Consider the following 20,242-nt stretch of genomic DNA (forward strand, 5'->3'; position numbering starts at 1 on the left):
GGAATTCGAAGTGCGGTAGGGTCCAGGCGGGGGCCAGATAATGAAAAAAGTAACCTCAAACAATGTGCTGGCGGGGACACGTATTGGCGCCCTCGTAGCAGGGCTGTTCGTTGTCCTGATCATCTCGATCGTGATGCTGTTCGCCAACTTTGCGTACGTTAATACGCAAAGTAACTACGACACCGAGTACATCGGTCACGCGGGCGAGCTGCGCGTACTGTCCCAGCGTATCGCCAAGGATGCCACTGAAGCCGCCACGGGCACGCCCGCCGCCTTCGCCCTGCTGCGCGACGCGCGTAACGACTTCCAGGAGCGCTGGGCCTACCTGACCGATGGTAACGAGCAAAGCGGCCTGCCCGCAGCGCCTGCAGCGGTTCAGGCACAGATTGCTGCCGTGCAGCAAGACTGGGACGGCCTGCGGCAGAACGCCGATGCGATCCTGGCCGCCGAGCAGACCGTTCTGTCGCTGCACCAGGTTGCTGCCACGCTGGCGGAAACCATCCCGCAGCTGCAGGTCGAGTACGAAGAAGTGGTCGACATTCTGCTGGAAAGCGGTGCGCCGGCAGCCCAGGTTTCGGTTGCCCAGCGGCAGTCGCTGCTTGCCGAGCGGATTCTCGGTTCGGTGAACAAGGTTCTGGCCGGTGACCAGGATTCGGTACAGGCCGCCGACATGTTCGGTCGTGACGCCAGCCTGTTCGGTCGCGTACTGAGCGCCATGCAGGAAGGTAATGCGGCGATGGAAATCGCCAGGGTAAGCGACCCGGAAGCGCTCGAGCGTCTGGCGGAAATTTCCGAACTGTTCGAATTCGTTTCCGGTTCCGTGGACGAAATCCTCGAAACCTCGCCGGAACTGTTCCAGGTTCGTGAATCGGCCAACACCATCTTCACCCTGTCGCAAACCCTGCTGGACAAAGCCTCCGCCCTGTCCGAGGGTTTCGAAGACCTGGCTGCCGGTCGTGCGTTGAACACCATCGCCGGTTACGTGCTGGGTGCGTTGGCGCTGGGTTCGATTCTGATCATCGGCCTGGTGATGGTGCGCGAGACCAACCGCCGTCTCGCCGAAACCGCCGAGAAGAACGAACGTAACCAGACCGCGATTCTGCGTCTGCTCGATGAGATCGCCGACCTCGCCGACGGTGACTTGACCGTGGCCGCGACGGTAACCGAGGACTTCACCGGTGCCATCGCCGACTCCATCAACTACTCCATCGACCAGCTGCGTGACCTGGTAGCCACGATCAACCTGACCGCCGTTCAGGTAGCGGGCGCGGCCCAGGAAACCCAGGCCACGGCGATGCACCTGGCCGAGGCTTCCGAGCACCAGGCCCAGGAAATCGCCGGCGCCTCCGCGGCGATCAACGAAATGGCCGTGTCGATCGATCAGGTATCGGCGAACGCCTCGGAGTCCTCCGCGGTAGCGGAACGTTCCGTAGCCATCGCCAACAAGGGCAACGAAGTCGTACACAACACCATCACCGGCATGGATAACATCCGTGAGCAGATCCAGGACACCTCGAAGCGGATCAAACGCCTCGGTGAATCGTCCCAGGAGATCGGTGACATCGTAAGCCTCATCAACGACATCGCCGACCAGACCAACATCCTCGCACTGAACGCCGCGATCCAGGCCTCCATGGCCGGTGACGCAGGCCGAGGCTTCGCCGTGGTAGCGGACGAGGTACAGCGCCTCGCGGAACGTTCCTCGGGCGCGACCAAGCAGATCGAGGCACTGGTAAAAACCATTCAGACCGACACCAACGAAGCCGTTATCTCCATGGAACAGACCACCTCCGAGGTGGTACGTGGTGCTCGACTGGCCCAGGATGCGGGGGTGGCACTGGAAGAGATCGAGAAGGTATCGAAGACCCTCGCGGCGCTCATCCAGAACATTTCCAACGCTGCACGTCAGCAGGCGTCGTCCGCGGGTCACATCTCCAACACCATGAACGTGATTCAGGAGATCACCTCGCAGACCTCGTCCGGTACCACGGCCACCGCCAAGAGCATTGGTACCCTGGCCAAGATGGCCAGTGAAATGCGTCATTCGGTATCCGGTTTTACCCTGCCACAAGACGGCGAGCAGGCCTGACCGGCTGCCGGGCGGCGCATTGAACGATGTGCTGCGTGGCAGACGCAGGCGTGAGCGAGGTGCACGACATGCAGTCAGGCGTCTGGGCCCTGCAACCGCTGGCGGACATGTCCGCCACGGAGTTCCGCGACTGGCAGCAGTTGCTGGAGTCGCGGCTCGGCATGGTGCTCAACGAGCAGCGCCGGATTTTCCTGCAGACCAACCTCAGCGCCCGCATGCGCGAATTGGGTGTCGGTGATTACGCCAGTTATTACCGGCAGGTCACCGACGGCCCGCGCGGGGCGGTGGAGTGGGCGAATCTGCTGGATCGACTGACGGTACAGGAAACTCGCTTTTACCGGCATCCGCCATCGTTCGAGGTTTATCAGGCCTATGTCGCCCGTCGTGGCGAACAGGGACTGGACGAGCCTCTGGCGATATGGAGCGTGGGTTGCTCCAGCGGCGAGGAACCCTACTCGCTGGCCATTGGTGCCAGTGAAGTGCTGGGCTCTGAAGGGCTGTTCGGCGTCACCGGCACCGATATCAGCCGCAGTGCCCTGAGCAAGGCGCGTGACGGTCTGTATGACGTGCGCCGGTTGCAACAGATGGATGAAAGCCTGCGCGAACGTTACTTCCTGCAGCAGGCCGATGGACGGTTCAAGGTGGTACCAGGGCTTGCCGCGCGAGTGTGTTGCGCCAAGCTCAATGTGCTGGAGTTGGACAAAGCGCCAATGACCGGCATGGACGTTATTTTTTGCCAGAACTTGCTGATTTATTTTCGCCGCTGGCGGCGCCGCGAGATCCTCAACCGCCTGGCCGAGTGCCTGGCGCCTGGTGGCTTGCTGGTGGTCGGAGTGGGCGAGGTGGTCGGTTGGCAGCACCCGGATATGCTTCCGGTGGCCGATGAGCGAGTGCTGGCGTATACCCGCAAGGGCTAAGAGACGGAGTGTGTATGGGTGATCGGCACGACTATGTCGCCCTGGAGTGGGTCAAGGGTGAAATCGCAGAAACCCTGAAGCAGGCGCGACAGGCTCTGGAGGCGTTCGTCGAGAATCCGCAGGATTCGACACGCATGCGCTTCTGCCAGACCTATGTGCATCAGGTTCATGGCACTCTGCAGATGGTCGAATTCTTCGGCGCGGCATTGCTTGCCGAGGAAATGGAGCACCTGTCCCAGGCGCTGATCGACGGTCGTGTGGCCAACCAGGGCGAAGCGCTGGAAGTGCTGATGCAGGCGATCCTGCAACTGCCGGTCTACCTGGATCGCATCCAGACCGCCCGCCGCGACCTGCCGATGGTGGTACTGCCGCTGCTCAACGACCTGCGCGCCGCGCGGGGCGAGAAGTTGCTGTCGGAAACCAGCCTGTTCTCTCCTGATCTGTCCGCCCGAGCTGACGCCCTGTCGCCGGAGTCGCTGACCCAGTTGCGCACCGCCGAGCTGCCCGTTTTGTTGCGCAAGCTGCGGCAGATGCTCCAGGTCGCGCTGGTTGGCGTGATCCGCCAGCAGGATCTGGGCACCAACCTTGGCTACATGGCGCGGGTTTTCGCGCGCCTGGAAACCTTGTGCAAGGACTCGCCGCTGGAGTCGCTCTGGCAGATCGCCTCGGGCATGGTCGAAGGGCTGTCCAATGGCAGCGTGGCCAACGGTACGTCCGTGCGCACGTTGTTGCGCCAGGTCGACAAGGAACTCAAACGCCTGACCGAACAGGGCGCCGACGGCATCAACCAGCCCGCGCCGGACGAACTCACCAAGAACCTGCTGTTCTACGTCGCCAAGGCATCGGCGCAGTCGCCGCGCAATCGCGTGCTGCGCGACCGCTACAGCCTTGACGAGGCGCTGCCTGACCACGATGTCGTCGATGAGGAGCGCGCCCGTCTGGCCGGTCCGGATCGCGATGCGATGCGCTCGGTAGTCGGCGCCCTGTGCGAGGAGCTGGTACGGGTCAAGGACAGCCTCGATCTGTTCGTGCGCAGTGATCGTACCCAGGTCGCAGATATGGAAGCCCTGCTGGTACCGCTCAAGCAGATCGCTGACACCCTCGCCGTGCTCGGTTTCGCTCAGCCGCGCAAGGTCATCGTCGACCAGCTCGACGTGGTGCGCGCCCTGGCTCAAGGTACTCAGGAACCCAGCGATGCGGTGTTGATGGATGTCGCCGGCGCACTGCTGTACGTCGAAGCGACGCTGACCGGCATGGTCGGCCAGAACGACAACGCCAGGCGCGAGGAAAGCCACCTGCCCACCACCGATGTGGGGCAGATTCACCAACTGGTGATCAAGGAAGCGCGCAATGGCCTGGAACAGGCCAAGGACGCGATCATCGAATTCATCGCCTCGCAGTGGAATCACGAGCACCTGGCCCGTGTGCCGGGGCTGCTGACCCAAGTGCGTGGCGGGCTGGCGATGATCCCTCTGGATCGCGCCGCCGCACTGCTCAATGCCTGCAACAGCTACATCCAGGAGCAACTGCTGGCCCGCAAGGCTGTACCCAACTGGCAGAACCTCGACACCCTGGCCGATGCCATCACCAGCGTCGAATATTACCTGGAGCGCCTCTCCGAGGATCACGCGACCCAGGGCGACCTGATTCTCGATGTCGCCGAAGAAAGCCTCGCTGCGCTTGGCTATCCGCTGCAGGAAAAACCATCGATTCTCGATGCCGCGCCGGTCGACGAAAAACCGGCACCGCTGGACGATCCGCTGCACGATATCGACGTGCTGTCCGCGCCCGCTCTCGCTAGTGCTGTCGAAACCGAATCCGTAGAGCCGCCGAGCATCGAGGCGCAGCCATCTGGCGAGACGCGACTCGAACTCAGTGAATCCGATACCAGCTTTCAGACCGAGGACAGCTGGCCGCAGGCTGATGACGAGCAGCCGCAAGCGCTCCTTCACGCAGAGCCCGAGGCGTCGCCGTCATCCATTCCAGAAGTCATCGACCTTGGCGAGCTGAGCGGTGACCCCTACGCCGATGCGAGCGCATCGGTAGCAGACGACAGCTGGACGCTGGACGACAGTGATCTGCCCGCCGACAAACCCGATACCTTCGAGCCGCTGGCGCTGGATGACTCATCGCCGTCCTCAGCCGAACCCCTCGACCTTGGCCAGCTCGACGCGCCCACCGTAGCGGAGCAGGCACCCTCGCAGGCCGATGACGACTGGTCATTCGATCTCGACGCTGAACCTGCGGGTGCATCGCAAGCGTCCGATCCGGAGCAGTCGCAAGGCGCTGAAGATGACACTCTGTGGTCGCTCGAGGAGCTGGAACCCCGTCTCGACCTGGTTGATATCGAGCGTCCGGCGAGCGAATTGCCGCCTCTGGATCTACCTGCCGAGGGCTTTGAAAACCAGCCCGGGCAGCTGGAGTCCCTGAACTTCGATGCAGACAGCGACGTGCAGTGGGACGAGATCGACCTGACCGATCTGCAACTGCCGGAAGTCGAATTGCCCGGCATGCCCGAGCCAGCTGTGCTTGAAGAGCCGGCTGCCGAGAAAGCCATTTCCATGGCCGACGTGATGGCCGCTCCGGTGCAGGCGATCAATCCGCCAGCGCTGGACGTACCACCTAGCCTGCTGCCGCCTCCTGCCGACGAAGAACCGATCGACGAAGAACTGCGTGAAGTCTTTATCGAAGAAGCAGGCGAAGTGCTGGAAACCATCGCCGAATTCCTGCCGCGCTGGTGCGCCGATACCGAGGACAAGGACGCGCTGACCGAAGTGCGCCGCGCCTTCCACACCCTCAAGGGCAGTGGTCGCATGGTGCGCGCGCTGGTTATCGGCGAGCTGGCCTGGTCGATCGAGAACATGCTCAACCGCGTGCTCGACCGCAGCATCCAGCCGGATGCCGAGGTACAGCAGGTAATCGAGCAGGTCGTCGCCCTGATGCCGGAGCTGGTCGATGAGTTCGCCGCTCAGGCTCAACGCCAGCGTGATGACGTCGACCACCTTGCCGCCGACGCGCATGCGCTGGCCAAGGGGCTGAGTCTCCCAAAGCATGACGCCCCGGCTGCCGCGGTAGCCGAGCCCGCGGGCGAGATCGAGGCTGCCGCGCCCGTTGCCGAAGAGAGCGAGGGGCTGGATCCGCAGTTGCTGGAGATTTTCCGCAACGAAGCGGAAACCCACCTCGAGACCCTGTCCGCCTTTCTCGATGACTGCGCCCGGGAACTGCCGCAACCGGTGACCGACGACTTGCAGCGCGCCCTGCACACGCTCAAGGGCAGTGCCTATATGGCCGGCATCCTGCCGATGGCCGAGGTCGCTGCGCCGCTGGAGAAGATGGTCAAGGAGTTCAAGGCCAACCTGCTACCGCTGGATCTGGCCGAGGCCGAAGTGCTGGTCGAAGCCCAGGCGCTGTTCCGTCAGGGCCTGGCGCAACTGGAAAGCGATCCGTTGCAGCCGCTTCCCGGTGCCGATGAGTACCTGGAGCGCGTGCAACAGCTGCATGACAAGCGCCTCGAACATGCGGAGAGCCAGCGCCAGGATGTACAGGGCGAAAGCCGCGACCCGCAGTTGATCAGCATCTTCCTCGCCGAAGGCATGGACATCCTGCTGGACGCCGAAGACCTGCTGCACCGCTGGCGCGAGCATCCGTCCGAACGCCAGGAACTCAGCGCACTGCTGGAAGAGTTGACGACCCTGGGCCGCGGTGCGGAGATGGCCGAATTACCGCAGATCGACGAGCTGTGCGAAGTATTGCTCGATCTCTACGGCGCGGTGGAAGAGGGTCGCCTGGCTGTCAGCGAGCGTTTCTTCGATGAGGCCGAACAGGCCCATGAAGCGCTGGTCAGCATGATGGATCAGGTCGCTGCCGGCCTGGAAGTCAGTGCCAGTGCCGAGCGAGTCGCCGCGCTGCGCGCGCTGCTGGACGAAGCACTGGATCCTGCCAAGTTGGCACTGCTGTCGGGTGACGTGCCTGGCCTGCAAGTGGTCGACCTGGATGAAGCGACCCGTACCCTGGAGCAGTCGCTGGTCGCTGACGCGGCCAATGACGATGCCAGCCAATCCGCACAACCTGTAGACGCAGCCGACGACGAACTGGTGTCCATCTTCCTCGAAGAGGCCGTGGACATTCTCGACAGCGCCGGCCTCGCCCTGGAGCGCTGGTTGGCGGAGCCGGACAACCGTACCGCGCTGTCCTCGCTGCAACGTGACCTGCACACCCTCAAGGGCGGTGCGAACATGGCCGGGATCGCTCCGATCAGCGAGCTGGCTCATGAGCTGGAAGCGCTTTACGAAGGCCTGATGGATCGTCGTTACGACGTATCCTCCTTCGTCACCGGCAGCCTGCAGCAGGGCCATGCTCTTCTGGTGGCCATGCTCAACAGCCTGCAGGGTCGTCAGCCCGCACAACGTGCGGATGAGCTGGTCGCGACGATTCGCCTGTTCCGCCAGCGTGGTGGACAGGATGAGCAGCCCGTAGAAGCGGATGCTCCGCAGCCCGCCGAGTTGCCCGAGGTAACGGAGCCACAGCCGGACAGCGCTCCGCTGGCTGAAGTAGCGTCTTTTGAAGAGCCGCTCGTCGAACCGCTGAGTGTGAGCGAATACACCACGCCGACCCAACTGCAGCAACAGGCGCCGGTGGACGATGACCGTGATCCCGAGCTGGTGGAAATCTTCCTCGAAGAAGGTTTCGACATCATCGACAGTGCCGGTGCGGCGCTATCTCACTGGATGGATGACGTCGACAACAGCCTCGATCTGGAGTCGCTGCAGCGCGATCTGCACACCCTCAAGGGTGGCGCGCGGATGGCCGAGATCCGTGAGATCGGCGACCTGGCTCACGAACTGGAATTCCTCTACGAGGATCTCGGCAACGGCCGTCTGCGCGCCAGCCCGATGCTGTTCGAATTGCTCCAGGCTTGCCACGATCGCTTGGCGGAGATGCTCGATGCGGTGCGCGCCCATCGTCCAGTACCCGGCGGCGACGAACTGATCGAAACCATTCGCCGGCTGCGCGCCAACCCCGACGAACAACTGAGCATGCCCACGGCTGTTCCGCTGCGTGCCGTGCACGAAGAGGCGTTCGACGCCGAGGCGGATATTCTCGATATCTTCCTCGAAGAAGCCGACGATCTGCTCGAGACCATGGAAGCCGGCATTGGCCGCTGGGAAGAGCGTCGTGACGACGTCGGTGCCATCGATGAGCTGCTGCGCGTGCTGCATACCCTGAAGGGCGGTGCACGTCTGGCAGGTCAGAAACACCTGGGTGACCAGAGCCACGATCTGGAGCAGCACCTGACTGAAGCTCAGGCGCAGGGCGCACCCTGGCCAGAAAGCCTGTACCTCGACGTGCAGTCCGGTTTCGAAGGTTTGCAGAAGAGTGTCGACGAGTTGCGTCAGCGCCTGCAGCAACAGCCGCTGGACGAGCGTCCGGTCGAGCCGGAGCAGGTTCCCGTTCGTGCGGTCACCTCCATCGTCGCCGCCAGCGAGCAGCCGGCCGTGCAAGCGCAGCACCGTGTGCTGCCTTTCGTACAGCGCGCCGAGGTGGCCGCTGAAGAGGCCGCTGCCCGCCGTGCGCCGCAAGAGCTGGTCAAGGTGCCGGCGGATCTGCTCGAGGGCCTGGTCAACCTGGCGGGTGAAACCTCGATTTTCCGCGGTCGCGTCGAGCAACAGGTCAGCGATTTCGGTTTCACCCTGAGCGAGATGGAAGCCACCATCGACCGGGTGCGCGATCAGTTGCGGCGTCTCGATACCGAGACCCAGGCGCAGATCCTCAGCCGCTATCAGGCCGAGGCCGAGCGCGCCGGCTATGAGGACTTCGACCCGCTGGAGATGGATCGCCATTCGCAGCTGCAGCAGCTGTCGCGTGCGCTCTTCGAGTCGGCTTCCGACTTGCTGGATCTGAAGGAAACCCTGGCCTCGCGTAACCGCGATGCGGAAACCCTGCTGCTGCAACAGGCGCGGGTCAACACCGAGCTGCAAGAAGGCCTGATGCGTACGCGCATGGTGCCTTTCGATCGTCTGGTACCACGCCTGCGTCGTATCGTTCGGCAGGTCGCCAGCGAGCTGGGCAAGCAGGTCGAATTCATCGTCGGCAACGCTGACGGCGAGATGGATCGTACGGTGCTCGAACGTATCGTCGCGCCGCTCGAACACATGCTGCGCAACGCCGTCGACCACGGCATCGAAGGTAGCGCCGCACGCCGTGAGGCCGGCAAGCCGGAGCAGGGCAGCATCCGCCTGGGTCTGGCCCGCGAAGGCGGCGACATCGTACTGACCCTCAGCGACGACGGTGCCGGGATAAACCTGGACGCAGTCCGTCGCAAGGCCATCGAGCGTGGCCTGATGGATGCCGGTGCCGACCTCAGCGAGCACGAAATTCTGCAGTTCATCCTCGAGGCCGGTTTCTCCACGGCCGAGAAGGTTACGCAAATTTCCGGGCGTGGCGTCGGTATGGACGTGGTCAACGCCGAGGTCAAGCAGCTCGGCGGCTCCATGAGCATCGATTCCACCGCTGGCCAGGGCACCACGTTCCGCATCCGTCTGCCATTCACCGTGTCGGTCAACCGCGCGTTGATGGTGCTCTCCGGCGAGGATCTGTACGCCATCCCGCTGAACACCATCGAAGGCATCGTGCGGGTTTCGCCTTACGAGCTGGAGGAATACTACGGGCCGGACGCGCCGCGCTTCGAGTACGCCGGCCAGGTCTACGAGCTGCGTTACCTGGGGGATCTGCTGAACAACGGCCAGCATCCCAAACTGGTTGGCCAGAGCCTGCCGCTGCCAGTGATCCTGGTGCGTTCCAGCGAACACGCGATGGCCGTGCAGGTGGATTCCCTGGCCGGCTCGCGGGAGATCGTGGTGAAGAGCCTGGGGCCGCAGTTCGCCGCGGTGCATGGTATTTCCGGTGCGACCATCCTTGGCGACGGTCGCGTGGTGGTGATTCTCGATCTGCTGGCGACCATCCGCGAGCTGCATGCGCATCTGCAGTATCAGGTTCGGCCACGGCTGTCCGCCGACGCTGGCGCGGCGCCTGAAGTCGAGGTCGAGCGCCCGACGCTGGTCATGGTGGTCGACGACTCGGTGACCGTACGCAAGGTCACCAGTCGCCTGCTGGAGCGCAACGGCATGAACGTGCTGACCGCCAAGGACGGGGTCGACGCTATCGCGCAACTTCAGGAGCATCGCCCCGATATCATGTTGCTGGATATCGAGATGCCACGGATGGACGGCTTCGAGGTTGCCAACCTGATCCGCCACGACGAGGGCCTGAAGGATCTGCCGATCATCATGATTACCTCGCGTACCGGTGAGAAGCACCGTGAACGTGCGATGAGCATCGGCGTCAACGAATACCTCGGCAAGCCTTATCAGGAATCGCTGCTGCTGAGCGCCATCGAAAAGTGGACGAAGCGGCCATGAGCGAGCGCGGCGCGGCGCGTATCGCGGTGATCGCCGACACCTCGCTGCAGCGCCATGTGCTGCAGCAGGCGCTGAGCAGCAATGGTTATCAGGTGGTGCTCAACAGTGATCCGGCGCGGCTCGACGATGCGGCGCTGCAGGCCTGCGAGGCCGAGCTGTGGCTGGTCGACCTGGTGCAGTCCGATGATTTGCCGTTGATCGATGCGCTGATGGAGGATTCCAGGGTGCCGGTGCTGTTTGGCGAGGGGCATGCGCCCGAGCGCAGTTCCGAGAACTACCCGCGCTGGGAGCGACGCCTGGTCGGCAAACTGAAAAAACTGGTGGGTGATCCCGCTTTGGCAGTGGGTGCCGGCCTGGATGGTCTGCTCGCCGAAGTTCAGCGCCCTGGGCGCGTCGAGTTGCCTGCGGTGCTGGCCAATACGCCACTGCAAGCGGGCGAGCCGGCGAGGCAGATCTGGCTGCTGGCGGCGTCCCTTGGCGGTCCGGCGGCGGTGAAGGCCTTTCTCGATGCCTTGCCCGGCGGCCTGCCGGTAGGTTTCATTTACGCGCAGCATATCGACCCCAGCTTCGAGACGACGTTGCCCCAGGCAGTCGGCCGTCACAGTCAGTGGCGTGTTGGCACGGTGCGCGATGGCGACAGCGTGCGCTGCGGTGAGGTGGTCGTGGTGCCGGTCAGCAACGAGCTGGCCTTCAGCGATGACGGTGCCATGCAGGTCACTGCCCGACCCTGGCCAGAACCCTACAGCCCATCGATCGACCAGATGATGCTCAATCTGGCGCAGCGCTTTGCGGAGGGTAGTGGCGTTATCGCCTTCAGCGGCATGGGCAGCGATGGCAGCGCGGCAGCCGCCTATGTGAAGCGCCAGGGCGGCATGATCTGGACACAGCGCGCTGACAGCTGCGTCTGCTCGAGCATGCCCGACAGCCTGCGCGAGGGCGGCTACAGCAGCTTCAGTGCCGACCCGCGAGAGCTGGCTGCTGCACTGGTCGACCATCTTGCCGAGCAGTGCCGATAGGCCGCGGCTTCCCTTCATTGATTTCGCTGCATAACAGGACTTTTTCATGAGCCAAGCCGTCGTTACCCAGAACAGCGTCAGCAGCCTGACCGGTCTGGTCGTGCCGCTGGCCGATCGCACGTTGCTGCTGCCCAACGTGGCCGTGGCCGAGCTGATTCCCTATCGCGCCCCGCCAGCAATGCCTGGCCTGCCCGACTGGTTTCTCGGTCAGGTGGCCTGGCGTGACCTGAGCCTGCCCCTGCTGTCGTTCGAGGCCGCGTCCGGTGGCCAGGCGGTAGCTGGTGATGGCGCCCGTATCGCCATTCTCAATGCCCTAGGCGGGCGCCCGAACGTCAAGTTCATTGCCTTGCTGGTACAGGGCATTCCGCGTTCTCTGCGGGTCGCCGAGGATCTGCCGCGAGCCGATGTGCCGTTGGCGTCTTTGGAGCTGGCCGCGGTGAAGGTGGATGACACAGTGCTGCGCATCCCTGATCTGGAAGGGCTGGAGCAACTGCTTGCCGATGCCGAGCTGATCTGAACCTGCTCGCCTTCGGGCGGGCCTGGCCTGGTAGCATCTTGTAACAGGCCAAGCTTTTCTCTTTCGCCATGACTCCCAACTGAGTGTCGCCGGTCGCTAGAACCAGCGCATTCAACCGTTAGCCGATGGAGAAAAGACATGGCCACCCCGCTCACCGATATCAGCATTCTGCGTCAACGTGCCCTGGCATATGGCGAACGGGCTCAAGGCGAGCGTCGCGTCCGCTGAGTTTCTCGAACACGCTCAGCAGGAGTTGTAGCATTCGGATCAACTGGCCGAGCGCATCACCCAGCTCGGTGGCGAACCCGATTTCGACCCGTCCACGCTGACAGCGCGCTCCCACGCCGAATACGTCACCGGTGCGTCACTCAAGGAAATGGTCACCGAGAATCTGGTGGCCGAGCGCATCGCCATCGACAGCTACCGCGAGATCATCGCCTTTATCGGCAACGACGATCCCACTACTCGGCGAATCTTCGAAGAGATCCTCGCCCAGGAAGAAGAACACGCCAACGATATGGCCGATATTCGCGAAGACCTTTAGGTGCTCGGCTGGGCTAGGTTGTCGAAGAAGCAGCCGGCTTTCGATGGATTTCTGAAGTGAACGCGTTTACTGAGTCAGTGCTCAGAAATCGCCCCAGAGGTGCTGCGCGATCGCCAGCCCTGCCACGGGTGCCGTTTCCGTACGCAGCACCCGCGGCCCGAGACGCGCAGCATGGAAGCCGGCGGCTTGAGCCTGTTCGACTTCAGCATCGCTGAGGCCGCCTTCCGGGCCGATCAGAAAGGCCAGCGATTGCGGTTTGGCGTGGCTGGTCAGCGGTTCGGCAACCGGGTGCAGCACCAGCTTCAGCTCGGCTTCGCTCTGTTGCAGCCAGTCGTCCAGGGTGATGGGCGCGTGGATCATCGGGATCACCGAGCGCCCGCATTGTTCGCAGGCGCTGATCGCTACCTGGCGCCAGTGTGCCATGCGCTTGTCGGCGCGTTCATCCTTCAGGCGTACCTCGCAGCGAGCGCTGACGATCGGGCTGATGACCTGGGCTCCGAGCTCGGTGGCTTTCTGGATCGCCCAATCCATGCGTTCGCCGCGGGAAAGCCCCTGGCCAAGGTGAATGTGCAGGGGCGATTCGGCCTGACCGTCGAACTGCTCGCGCAACTCGACGCGCACCGCTTTCTTGCCGACTTCGATCAACTCGCCGCGAAATTCCTGCCCGCTGCCATCGAACAGCTGCACCACGTCGCCCGCGGCATGCCGCAGCACACGGCCGATGTAATGGGCCTGGGCTTCCGGCAACTGGTGCTGGCCGAGGGACAGAGGGGCGTCGATAAAGAAACGGGAGAGGCGCATGGCGGTAACGGGTATGACTTAGGACTTAGGGTTGGCAAGCATAACCGCGTGGTGTTTTTTCTGCAGGGCTGCCGCCGTTTACAGTGCTGTTGCCGTGTGGCTGGCCGGGATGCCCCCGGCCAGGTCGTATCAGAAGATATTCAGTGGGTATTCGACGATCAGGCGAACCTGGTCGGAGGAAACGTCCGACTTGCCATTGCCGATGCGGTGAGTGGCCTGGCGCAGACGCACCGACAGATCCTTGACCGAACCGCTCTGCACGACATAGCCAACGGCGAGGTCGCGCTCCCAGTGGTCTTCGCCGTCGGCGTAATAGGCATAGGGGCTGTTCTGATCCATCTTGCTGCCATCGACGTCGGTACCGCGGATATAGCGTGCGTGGAAGCTCAGGCCGGGTACCCCGTAGCTGGTGAAATCGAGGTCGTAGAACAGACCCCAGGACTTCTCGTTCGGGCCGTTGAAATCGACCAGTTGCGAGGAGTTGGCCAGGTAGATGGAGTCATGGTAGGTGCCCGGGCCCATTCCCAGGTAGTCGAACGGCTGGTCGCCGTCGATTTGCTGGTGAGTCAGTTTGAAGGTGTGCGCGCCGATGGTATAGGCCGCGGCGAACGACCAGGCCGTGACATCGATTTCACCAGCCAACTTGCGGCCTTCGTCATCCGAGCGATAGATGTTGAAGTCGAAGTTCAGGCTCTGCTCGTCGGTCAGTGCGTAGGTGTAGTTGGCGTTGGCATAGTACTGGCGCCAGATGTCCTTGTACTCGGCGCCGTAGAGGCTGACGCTGAGGTTGTCGTTGATCGTGTAATTGCCGCCGACGAAGTCCACCGTGTCGGTACTCACGCCCGCGTAAGCCGCGTAGAAGTCGTCGTCGTTGTTGGTGCTGTTAAAGTCCTTGGCTGCGGTGAAGTGGCCCGCTTCCAGAGCTAGGCCTTCCAGTTCGCTGCTCGTCAGCCAGAAGCCGGTGGCGGTACTGGGTACCAGGCGGGCGTCGGCCGGCGCGAATACCGGGTTGTAGGGACGCAGGTTGTTGCCATATTTCAATTCGGTGTTGGATAGGCGCATCTTCACCGCCGCCCCCGCCGAGCTGGCCTCGTCACGGCTACCCTCGCCGTCCGGCACCAGTACCCCGGCTCTGCCCGAGTAGCCTCGGCCGCCATCCAGCTTGATCAGCGCATAGGTACTCAGATCCACGCCAAAACCCACGGTGCCCTGGGTGTAGCCGGATGTGTAATCGAGGCGAAAGCCCTGGCCCCACTCTCGGTTGTCGGCACCGCCACCATGGCCGTCATGGTGCCAGTACAGGTTGCGGGTCAGGAAGTCCAGATGGCTGTCTTCGATAAAGCCCTGGCTTTCGGCCTGACTGGCCATGACCATAGGGGAGCCCGTAGTCGCAGCTATGGCTAGTGCCAGAAATGATTTTTTGCTGAATGACATTGCTTGCTCTCCATTTGCTTTTAGCTATCGTTGGCGGCAGAAAAAGAGTGTCGTTCCTTATTTAATGATTCAGGCGGGCTTGTCCGCTGGTTAAAAGTTGCGAGCCCTGGCCCAGCGAGACCATGCCTCAGCCTATGGTAAGGGCGCGTGGATATGGATGATAAGTGAGAGCGACAATCAGGCGTCTGAATCCGACCGATTCAGTGAGCAAACACGATCAGCAGCAACATGCTGACGTTGTTCCGGCTTGATGGATATCTGTTGTGCACCGGCGTGTTGGGCATCCTTGCCGCCACGCACTCAGCCCGGATCGCGAAAGCCTGGGTAGCGGTTATCACCGGTGGCCACGCTGATCGATGTACGGGTGGCCAGATCGATGCCCTCGCTGGCGACTTCGGCGAGAAAATCGATCTGTTCCTCGGTGATCACGTAGGGCGGCAGGAAATACACCACGCTGCCCAGCGGGCGCAGCAACGCGCCGCGAGTCAGGGCGTGCTGGTACACCTGCAGGCCGCGTCGCTCCTGCCAGGGGTAGGCGACCTTGCCGGCCTTGTCCTGCACCATCTCGATGGCCAGGGCCATGCCGGTCTGGCGCACCTCGGCCACGTGCGGATGATCCGTCAAGTGTGCGGTGGCGCTGGCCATGCGGCTGGCGAGTGCCTTGTTGGCCTCGATCACGCCGTCTTCCTCGAAGATATCCAGGGTCGCCAGGGCCGCCGCGCAGGCCAGCGGGTTGCCGGTGTAGGTATGCGAGTGAAGGAAGGCGCGCAGGGTGGCGTAATCGTCGTAGAAGGCGCTGTAGACATCGTCGGTGGTCAGTACCGCGGCCATCGGCAAGTAGCCTCCGGTGAGTGCCTTCGACAGCACCAGAAAATCCGGCGTGATGCCGGCCTGCTCACAGGCGAACATCGTTCCGGTGCGGCCAAAGCCAACGGCGATCTCGTCATGGATCAGGTGCACGCCATAGCGATCGCAGGCTTCGCGCAGCAGGGTCAGGTAGATCGGGTGGTACATGCGCATGCCGCCAGCGCCCTGGATCAGTGGTTCGACGATCACGGCTGCGACTTCGTGATGGTGTTCGGCCAGGGTCTGTTCCATCAGGGCGAACAGGGTGCGCGAGTGGTCTTCCCAGGTCACGCCGTCCGGGCGCAGGTAGCAATCCGGGCTGGGTACCTTGAGGGTGTCGAGCAGCAATGCCTTGTAGGTGTCGGTGAACAGCGCCACGTCGCCTACCGACATCGCTGCCACGGTTTCGCCGTGGTAGCTGTTGCTCAGGGTGATGAAGCGCTTTTTCGCCGCTTTTCCGCTATTGAGCCAGTAGTGGAAGCTCATCTTCAGCGCCACCTCGATGCCCGAGGAGCCGTTGTCGGCGTAGAACACCCGGTTCAGCCCTGGCGGGGTGATACGCACCAGGCGCTCGGACAGCTCGACCACCGGCTGATGGCTGAAGCCGGCCAGCATCACGTGTTCGAGCGTATCGACCTGCTCCTTGATGCGCTCGCCGATACGCGGGTTGGCATGGCCGAAGACGTTGACCCACCAGGAGCTGACCGCATCGAGGTAGCGCTTGCCTTCGAAGTCTTCCAGCCAGACGCCTTCGCCGCGGCGGATTGGAATCAGCGGCAGGCGCTCGTGATCCTTCATCTGTGTACAAGGGTGCCAGAGGACTTCCAGGTCACGCTGCATCCAGTGGTGGTTCAGGCTCATCAAGGTGTTCTCCCAATCATCAGCGGGCAAGCCTATCAGATGAACCGGGTCTTCGTTTTGTGATCGCGCCTTCCGCTGATCCATTGAAATCGACCGCTTACGACGAGCCGTTGAACTCTGTGATGGCAGATTTCACTAATGCGATTTGGCTGCAATATGCCATTCGAGATATCGTTTTTCTCGATATTTCAAAGCAGTAATTTCTGCTTTTAGTCGATAGGTTTGTTGCTAATCTCTCTCCACTCACTTTCCGGGATCAGGCCATGCAGTGGCGTAATTCGGCGTTTCGTTACGGTTTTGTCAGCATTTCCCTGCATTGGCTGGTCGCCATTGCCGTATTCGGTCTGTTCGGCCTCGGCTACTGGATGGTCGGGTTGAGCTACTACAGCGGCTGGTACCAGACCGCGCCGAACATCCACAAAAGCATCGGCATCCTGCTGTTCATTGTCATGGCAGCCCGTTTGCTGTGGCGCTGGATCAGCCCGCCGCCGCCAGCGCTGCCTGAGCATGGCCGGCTGACGCGGATCGCCAGCAAGCTGGGCCACGGCTTTCTCTACCTCGGCCTGTTCGTGCTGATGATCTCCGGTTACCTGATCTCCACGGCCGATGGCCGGGCCATCAGCGTTTTCGGTCTGTTCGACGTGCCGGCAAGCGTGACCAGTATTCCCAACCAGAGCGATGTCGCCGGCTTGATCCATGAGTACCTGGCCTGGGCTATCGTGATTTTTGCCGTCCTGCATGGTCTGGCTGCACTGAAGCACCATTTCATCGACCGTGATCGTACTCTGGTGCGTATCTTCGGGCGTTGATCCTCCAGCTGTTTCGGCGTTGCACCGCTACGCCGTCCATTTCATCTCACAAGGAGTTCCCATGTTGAAGAAGACTTTCGCTGCACTGGCGCTGGGTACCGCACTGCTGAGTGCAGGCAATGCAATGGCTGCCGATTACGCTATCGACAAGCAAGGCCAGCACGCCTTCGTCAATTTCAAGATCAGCCATCTGGGCTATAGCTGGCTGTACGGTACGTTCAAGGATTTCGACGGCAGCTTCAGCTTCGATGAGAAGAACCCGGAGGCCAGCAAGGTCAACGTTACCCTGAAGACCGAAAGCGTCGATACCAACCACGCCGAGCGCGACAAACACATCCGTAGCGCCGACTTCCTCAACGTCAGCAAGAACCCGACCGCGACCTTCGAGTCGACCGCGGTCAAGTCCACCGGTGAAGGCGCAGCAGACATCACCGGCAACCTGACCCTCAATGGCGTGACCAATCCGGTGGTGATCGCTGCCAAGTTCATTGGTCAGGGCGACGACCCGTGGGGCGGTTATCGCGCTGGTTTCGAAGGCAGCACCAAGCTGAAGCTGAAAGACTTCGGCATCGAGAAGGATCTGGGCCCTGCTGCGCAGGAAGTCGAGCTGATCATCTCCGTGGAAGGTGTGCGCAAGTAAGCCTGACGCGAGTTACGACAACGCCGGCTCCCAGCCGGCGTTGTCGTTTCCGGGCTTCGCACATGAAAACGCCGGCACTTGGCCTAATGCCAGTCAGTTAAGCGTTTGGCCCGCAAAACGGCGGTTTGTCCTGGCCCTGTAGGAGCCGCGACCCCGCGGCGAATAGTGAGCACGCCGCGGATTTTGCAGGATGGCCACCATCGTATCGCGCCGAGGACGACGCTCCTACACGGGCGGCGGTTTGCCGCTCATCTGTAGGTGCCCCCGGCTCCATACAAAACCTTATCTGATCGGCATCAGGCACTTGGCCGGCGTTTTCAATGAGCCAATGCTCAGCTGTCGCGGTTGCGCGTCAGCAGGGCTGGCTTCTCGCCGCGTGGGCGGCTGCTTTGTAGCTGATCGAGCTGCTCAGGCGTCGGCAGGCGGTCGCTGCGCGAAGTCTTGTGCACGATGACCGGCTGCTTGTCGCGGTTGCTGCGTACGGCAGGTTCCTGACGCGGCAGTTCATCACGGTTGAGCGAGGTAGTGGTATCGCGCTGCTGGCCGCGACCACGGCTGCCCGCACCGCCACGACCCTTGCCAGCGCCCTGGCCTTGGCCCTGACGTTTGCCCGCACCTGCACCGCCGCTACGCGGGCCTTTACCCTGACCACGAGGGCCCTGGCCAACACCGTTGCTGGCGCTTGGGCCGCTACCGGCGGTACCGGGACGACGACCACGGCCCTGACCATTGTTCTGGTTCGGGCTTACGTAGTCGACACGGTTACCGAAATTGTCGATCTCGTCATCGCGGAACTCGTCCGGCGCGCGATCCGGAGGCAACGTAGGCACGGTTGGCGCGTTGGCACTGGCCGAACCACGCGGTTGTTGTTCACGAGCGGGCCTGGCTTTGCTCTGGGTCTTGGCTTTGCCGCCATCCTTGCCCTTGTCCTTGCGGCCGCCGCCGTGGCGTTCGCCATCCGGCTTGGCGCCGCGTGGCGGGCGTGGTTTCTGCGGCTCGCGCACTTCAGGGCGCTCGGCCTCGACCTTGCTGGCATCGAAGCCCAGCAGATCGCCGTCCTGGATCTTCTGCTTGGTCATCCGCTCGATGCCCTTGAGCAGCTTCTCCTCGTCCGGCGCGACCAGGGAAATCGCCTCACCGCTGCGCCCGGCACGGCCGGTACGGCCGATACGGTGCACGTAGTCTTCCTCGATGTTGGGCAACTCGAAGTTGACCACGTGTGGCAACTGGTCGATGTCCAGGCCGCGGGCGGCGATATCGGTGGCGACCAGGATGCGCACCTTGTTCGCCTTGAAGTCGGCCAGGGCCTTGGTACGGGCGTTCTGGCTCTTGTTGCCATGAATCGCCACGGCCGGCAGGCCATGCTTGTCCAGGTACTCGGCCAGGCGGTTGGCGCCGTGCTTGGTACGGGTGAACACCAATACCTGTTCCCAGGCGCCGGCGGTGATCAGGTGTGCGAGCAGGGCGCGCTTGTGACTGGCCTGCAGGCGGAATACGCGCTGCTCGATGCGCTCGACCGTGGTGTTCGGCGGCGTGACTTCGATGCGTTCCGGATTGTGCAACAGCTTGCCGGCCAGATCGGTGATGTCTTTCGAGAAGGTTGCCGAGAACAGCAGGTTCTGCCGTTTGGAGGGCAGTTTGGCGAGCACCTTCTTCACGTCATGGATAAAGCCCATGTCGAGCATGCGGTCGGCTTCGTCGAGCACGAGGATTTCCACGTGCGAGAGGTCGATGGCGCGCTGGTTGGCCAGGTCGAGCAGGCGGCCCGGGCATGCCACCAGCACGTCGACACCCTTGGCCAGGGCTTGTATCTGCGGGTTCATGCCAACGCCGCCGAAGATGCAGGCGCTGACGAATTTCAAATCGCGGGCATACAGCTTGAAGCTGTCGTGCACCTGGGCGGCGAGTTCGCGGGTGGGCGTAAGCACCAGCACGCGTGGCTGTTTCGGGCCGTGGCGCTGTTCGCGATCCGGGTGACCGTTGGGGAACAGTCGCTCGAGAATCGGCAGGGCGAAACCGCCTGTCTTACCTGTACCCGTCTGGGCCGCCACCATCAGGTCGCGACCTTGCAACGCGGCGGGGATGGCCCGCTGTTGCACCGGAGTGGGCTGGGTGTAGCCGGCGGCTTCGACCGCGCGGACCAAAGCCTCGGAGAGACCGAGGGAGGCAAAGGACATGTGCAATCCTGTCTGGTGAGGGCGTGGCCCTATAGGTGTAGTGCCTGGCTTGAATCGCACGTGGGGCGCGCAATCCCGTCCGGTACTGCTGGCCTCTGGGGGCAGCATCCGGGCGCAAGCCTGGCGGGAAGGCCCGAGTGTAACAGGATTGCGGGCAATGGGCACAACTTGCC

General features: G+C 62.7%; 11 protein-coding genes and 1 pseudogene. 8 read left to right on the plus strand and 4 right to left on the minus strand.

Features of this window, described 5'->3' with window-relative positions; genetic code table 11:
* Window positions 1-40 precede the first annotated feature (40 nt).
* The 6 genes and pseudogenes from DNK06_RS10750 to DNK06_RS10775 form a co-directional block, all read left to right on the plus strand.
* On the plus strand, window positions 41-2,089 hold the full coding sequence (locus DNK06_RS10750) for a methyl-accepting chemotaxis protein (RefSeq protein ID WP_131180027.1): 2,049 nt from the start codon (window positions 41-43) through the stop codon (window positions 2,087-2,089).
* Between the two features lie 68 nt (window positions 2,090-2,157).
* Complete coding sequence (locus DNK06_RS10755) at window positions 2,158-3,006, plus strand: CheR family methyltransferase (RefSeq protein WP_131180116.1); 849 nt, start codon at window positions 2,158-2,160, stop codon at window positions 3,004-3,006.
* A gap of 14 nt (window positions 3,007-3,020) precedes the next feature.
* Entirely contained in the window at window positions 3,021-10,424 is a 7,404-nt protein-coding gene (locus tag DNK06_RS10760) for an Hpt domain-containing protein (RefSeq protein ID WP_131180028.1), read from the plus strand.
* The gene (locus DNK06_RS10765) at window positions 10,421-11,440 is read left to right on the plus strand and encodes a chemotaxis protein CheB (RefSeq protein ID WP_131180029.1); all 1,020 of its coding nucleotides are present in this window, start codon (window positions 10,421-10,423) and stop codon (window positions 11,438-11,440) included. The genes DNK06_RS10760 and DNK06_RS10765 overlap by 4 nt, the downstream gene beginning before the upstream one ends.
* Before the next feature lie 46 nt (window positions 11,441-11,486).
* Window positions 11,487-11,957 (plus strand): chemotaxis protein CheW, encoded by a 471-nt coding sequence (locus DNK06_RS10770; protein ID WP_131180030.1) that lies wholly within the window; start codon window positions 11,487-11,489, stop codon window positions 11,955-11,957.
* A gap of 184 nt (window positions 11,958-12,141) precedes the next feature.
* Window positions 12,142-12,501, plus strand: a pseudogene (locus DNK06_RS10775) (ferritin-like domain-containing protein); the annotation flags it as partial.
* 81 nt (window positions 12,502-12,582) lie between these two features.
* On the opposite strand, the gene DNK06_RS10780 reads toward DNK06_RS10775, so the two are convergent.
* The 3 genes from DNK06_RS10780 to DNK06_RS10790 all read right to left on the minus strand — a co-directional run bounded on the left by DNK06_RS10780 (window position 12,583) and on the right by DNK06_RS10790 (window position 16,443).
* Entirely contained in the window at window positions 12,583-13,302 is a 720-nt protein-coding gene (locus tag DNK06_RS10780) for a 16S rRNA (uracil(1498)-N(3))-methyltransferase (RefSeq protein ID WP_131180031.1), read from the minus strand.
* A gap of 129 nt (window positions 13,303-13,431) precedes the next feature.
* Window positions 13,432-14,736 carry an OprD family porin gene (locus DNK06_RS10785; RefSeq protein WP_131180032.1) on the minus strand — a complete coding sequence of 435 codons (1,305 nt, stop codon included), beginning with the start codon at window positions 14,734-14,736 and terminating at the stop codon, window positions 13,432-13,434.
* A 300-nt stretch (window positions 14,737-15,036) separates the two neighbouring features.
* Window positions 15,037-16,443: an adenosylmethionine--8-amino-7-oxononanoate transaminase gene (locus DNK06_RS10790; protein ID WP_131180033.1), complete on the minus strand. Its 1,407-nt coding sequence runs from the start codon at window positions 16,441-16,443 to the stop codon at window positions 15,037-15,039.
* 263 nt (window positions 16,444-16,706) lie between these two features.
* On the opposite strand from DNK06_RS10790, the gene DNK06_RS10795 reads away from it, so the two are divergent.
* Window positions 16,707-17,252 (plus strand): cytochrome b, encoded by a 546-nt coding sequence (locus DNK06_RS10795; protein WP_131180034.1) that lies wholly within the window; start codon window positions 16,707-16,709, stop codon window positions 17,250-17,252.
* Between the two features lie 61 nt (window positions 17,253-17,313).
* Window positions 17,314-17,892, plus strand: coding sequence for a YceI family protein (locus tag DNK06_RS10800; protein WP_131180035.1), 579 nt, complete (start codon window positions 17,314-17,316; stop codon window positions 17,890-17,892).
* 332 nt (window positions 17,893-18,224) lie between these two features.
* Here DNK06_RS10800 and rhlE2 read toward each other — a convergent pair whose 3' ends face one another.
* Window positions 18,225-20,069: an RNA helicase RhlE2 gene (gene rhlE2, locus DNK06_RS10805; RefSeq protein WP_131180036.1), complete on the minus strand. Its 1,845-nt coding sequence runs from the start codon at window positions 20,067-20,069 to the stop codon at window positions 18,225-18,227.
* Window positions 20,070-20,242 lie beyond the last annotated feature (173 nt).

Origin of the sequence: Phytopseudomonas daroniae (genome assembly GCF_004327285.1) — a bacterium.
Taxonomy (GTDB): Bacteria; Pseudomonadota; Gammaproteobacteria; order Pseudomonadales; family Pseudomonadaceae; genus Aquipseudomonas; species Aquipseudomonas daroniae.

Bases quoted from the DNA above. Each gene is read 5' to 3' on its own strand.
- DNK06_RS10790 (WP_131180033.1), bottom strand. From the start codon at position 16,443: ATGAGCCTGAACCACCACTGGATGCAGCGTGACCTGGAAGTCCTCTGG.
- DNK06_RS10770 (WP_131180030.1), top strand. From the start codon at position 11,487: ATGAGCCAAGCCGTCGTTACCCAGAACAGCGTCAGCAGCCTGACCGGT.
- DNK06_RS10765 (WP_131180029.1), top strand. From the start codon at position 10,421: ATGAGCGAGCGCGGCGCGGCGCGTATCGCGGTGATCGCCGACACCTCG.
- rhlE2 (WP_131180036.1), bottom strand. From the start codon at position 20,069: ATGTCCTTTGCCTCCCTCGGTCTCTCCGAGGCTTTGGTCCGCGCGGTC.
- DNK06_RS10795 (WP_131180034.1), top strand. From the start codon at position 16,707: ATGCAGTGGCGTAATTCGGCGTTTCGTTACGGTTTTGTCAGCATTTCC.
- DNK06_RS10785 (WP_131180032.1), bottom strand. From the start codon at position 14,736: ATGTCATTCAGCAAAAAATCATTTCTGGCACTAGCCATAGCTGCGACT.
- DNK06_RS10780 (WP_131180031.1), bottom strand. From the start codon at position 13,302: ATGCGCCTCTCCCGTTTCTTTATCGACGCCCCTCTGTCCCTCGGCCAG.
- DNK06_RS10800 (WP_131180035.1), top strand. From the start codon at position 17,314: ATGTTGAAGAAGACTTTCGCTGCACTGGCGCTGGGTACCGCACTGCTG.
- DNK06_RS10760 (WP_131180028.1), top strand. From the start codon at position 3,021: ATGGGTGATCGGCACGACTATGTCGCCCTGGAGTGGGTCAAGGGTGAA.
- DNK06_RS10755 (WP_131180116.1), top strand. From the start codon at position 2,158: ATGCAGTCAGGCGTCTGGGCCCTGCAACCGCTGGCGGACATGTCCGCC.
- DNK06_RS10750 (WP_131180027.1), top strand. From the start codon at position 41: ATGAAAAAAGTAACCTCAAACAATGTGCTGGCGGGGACACGTATTGGC.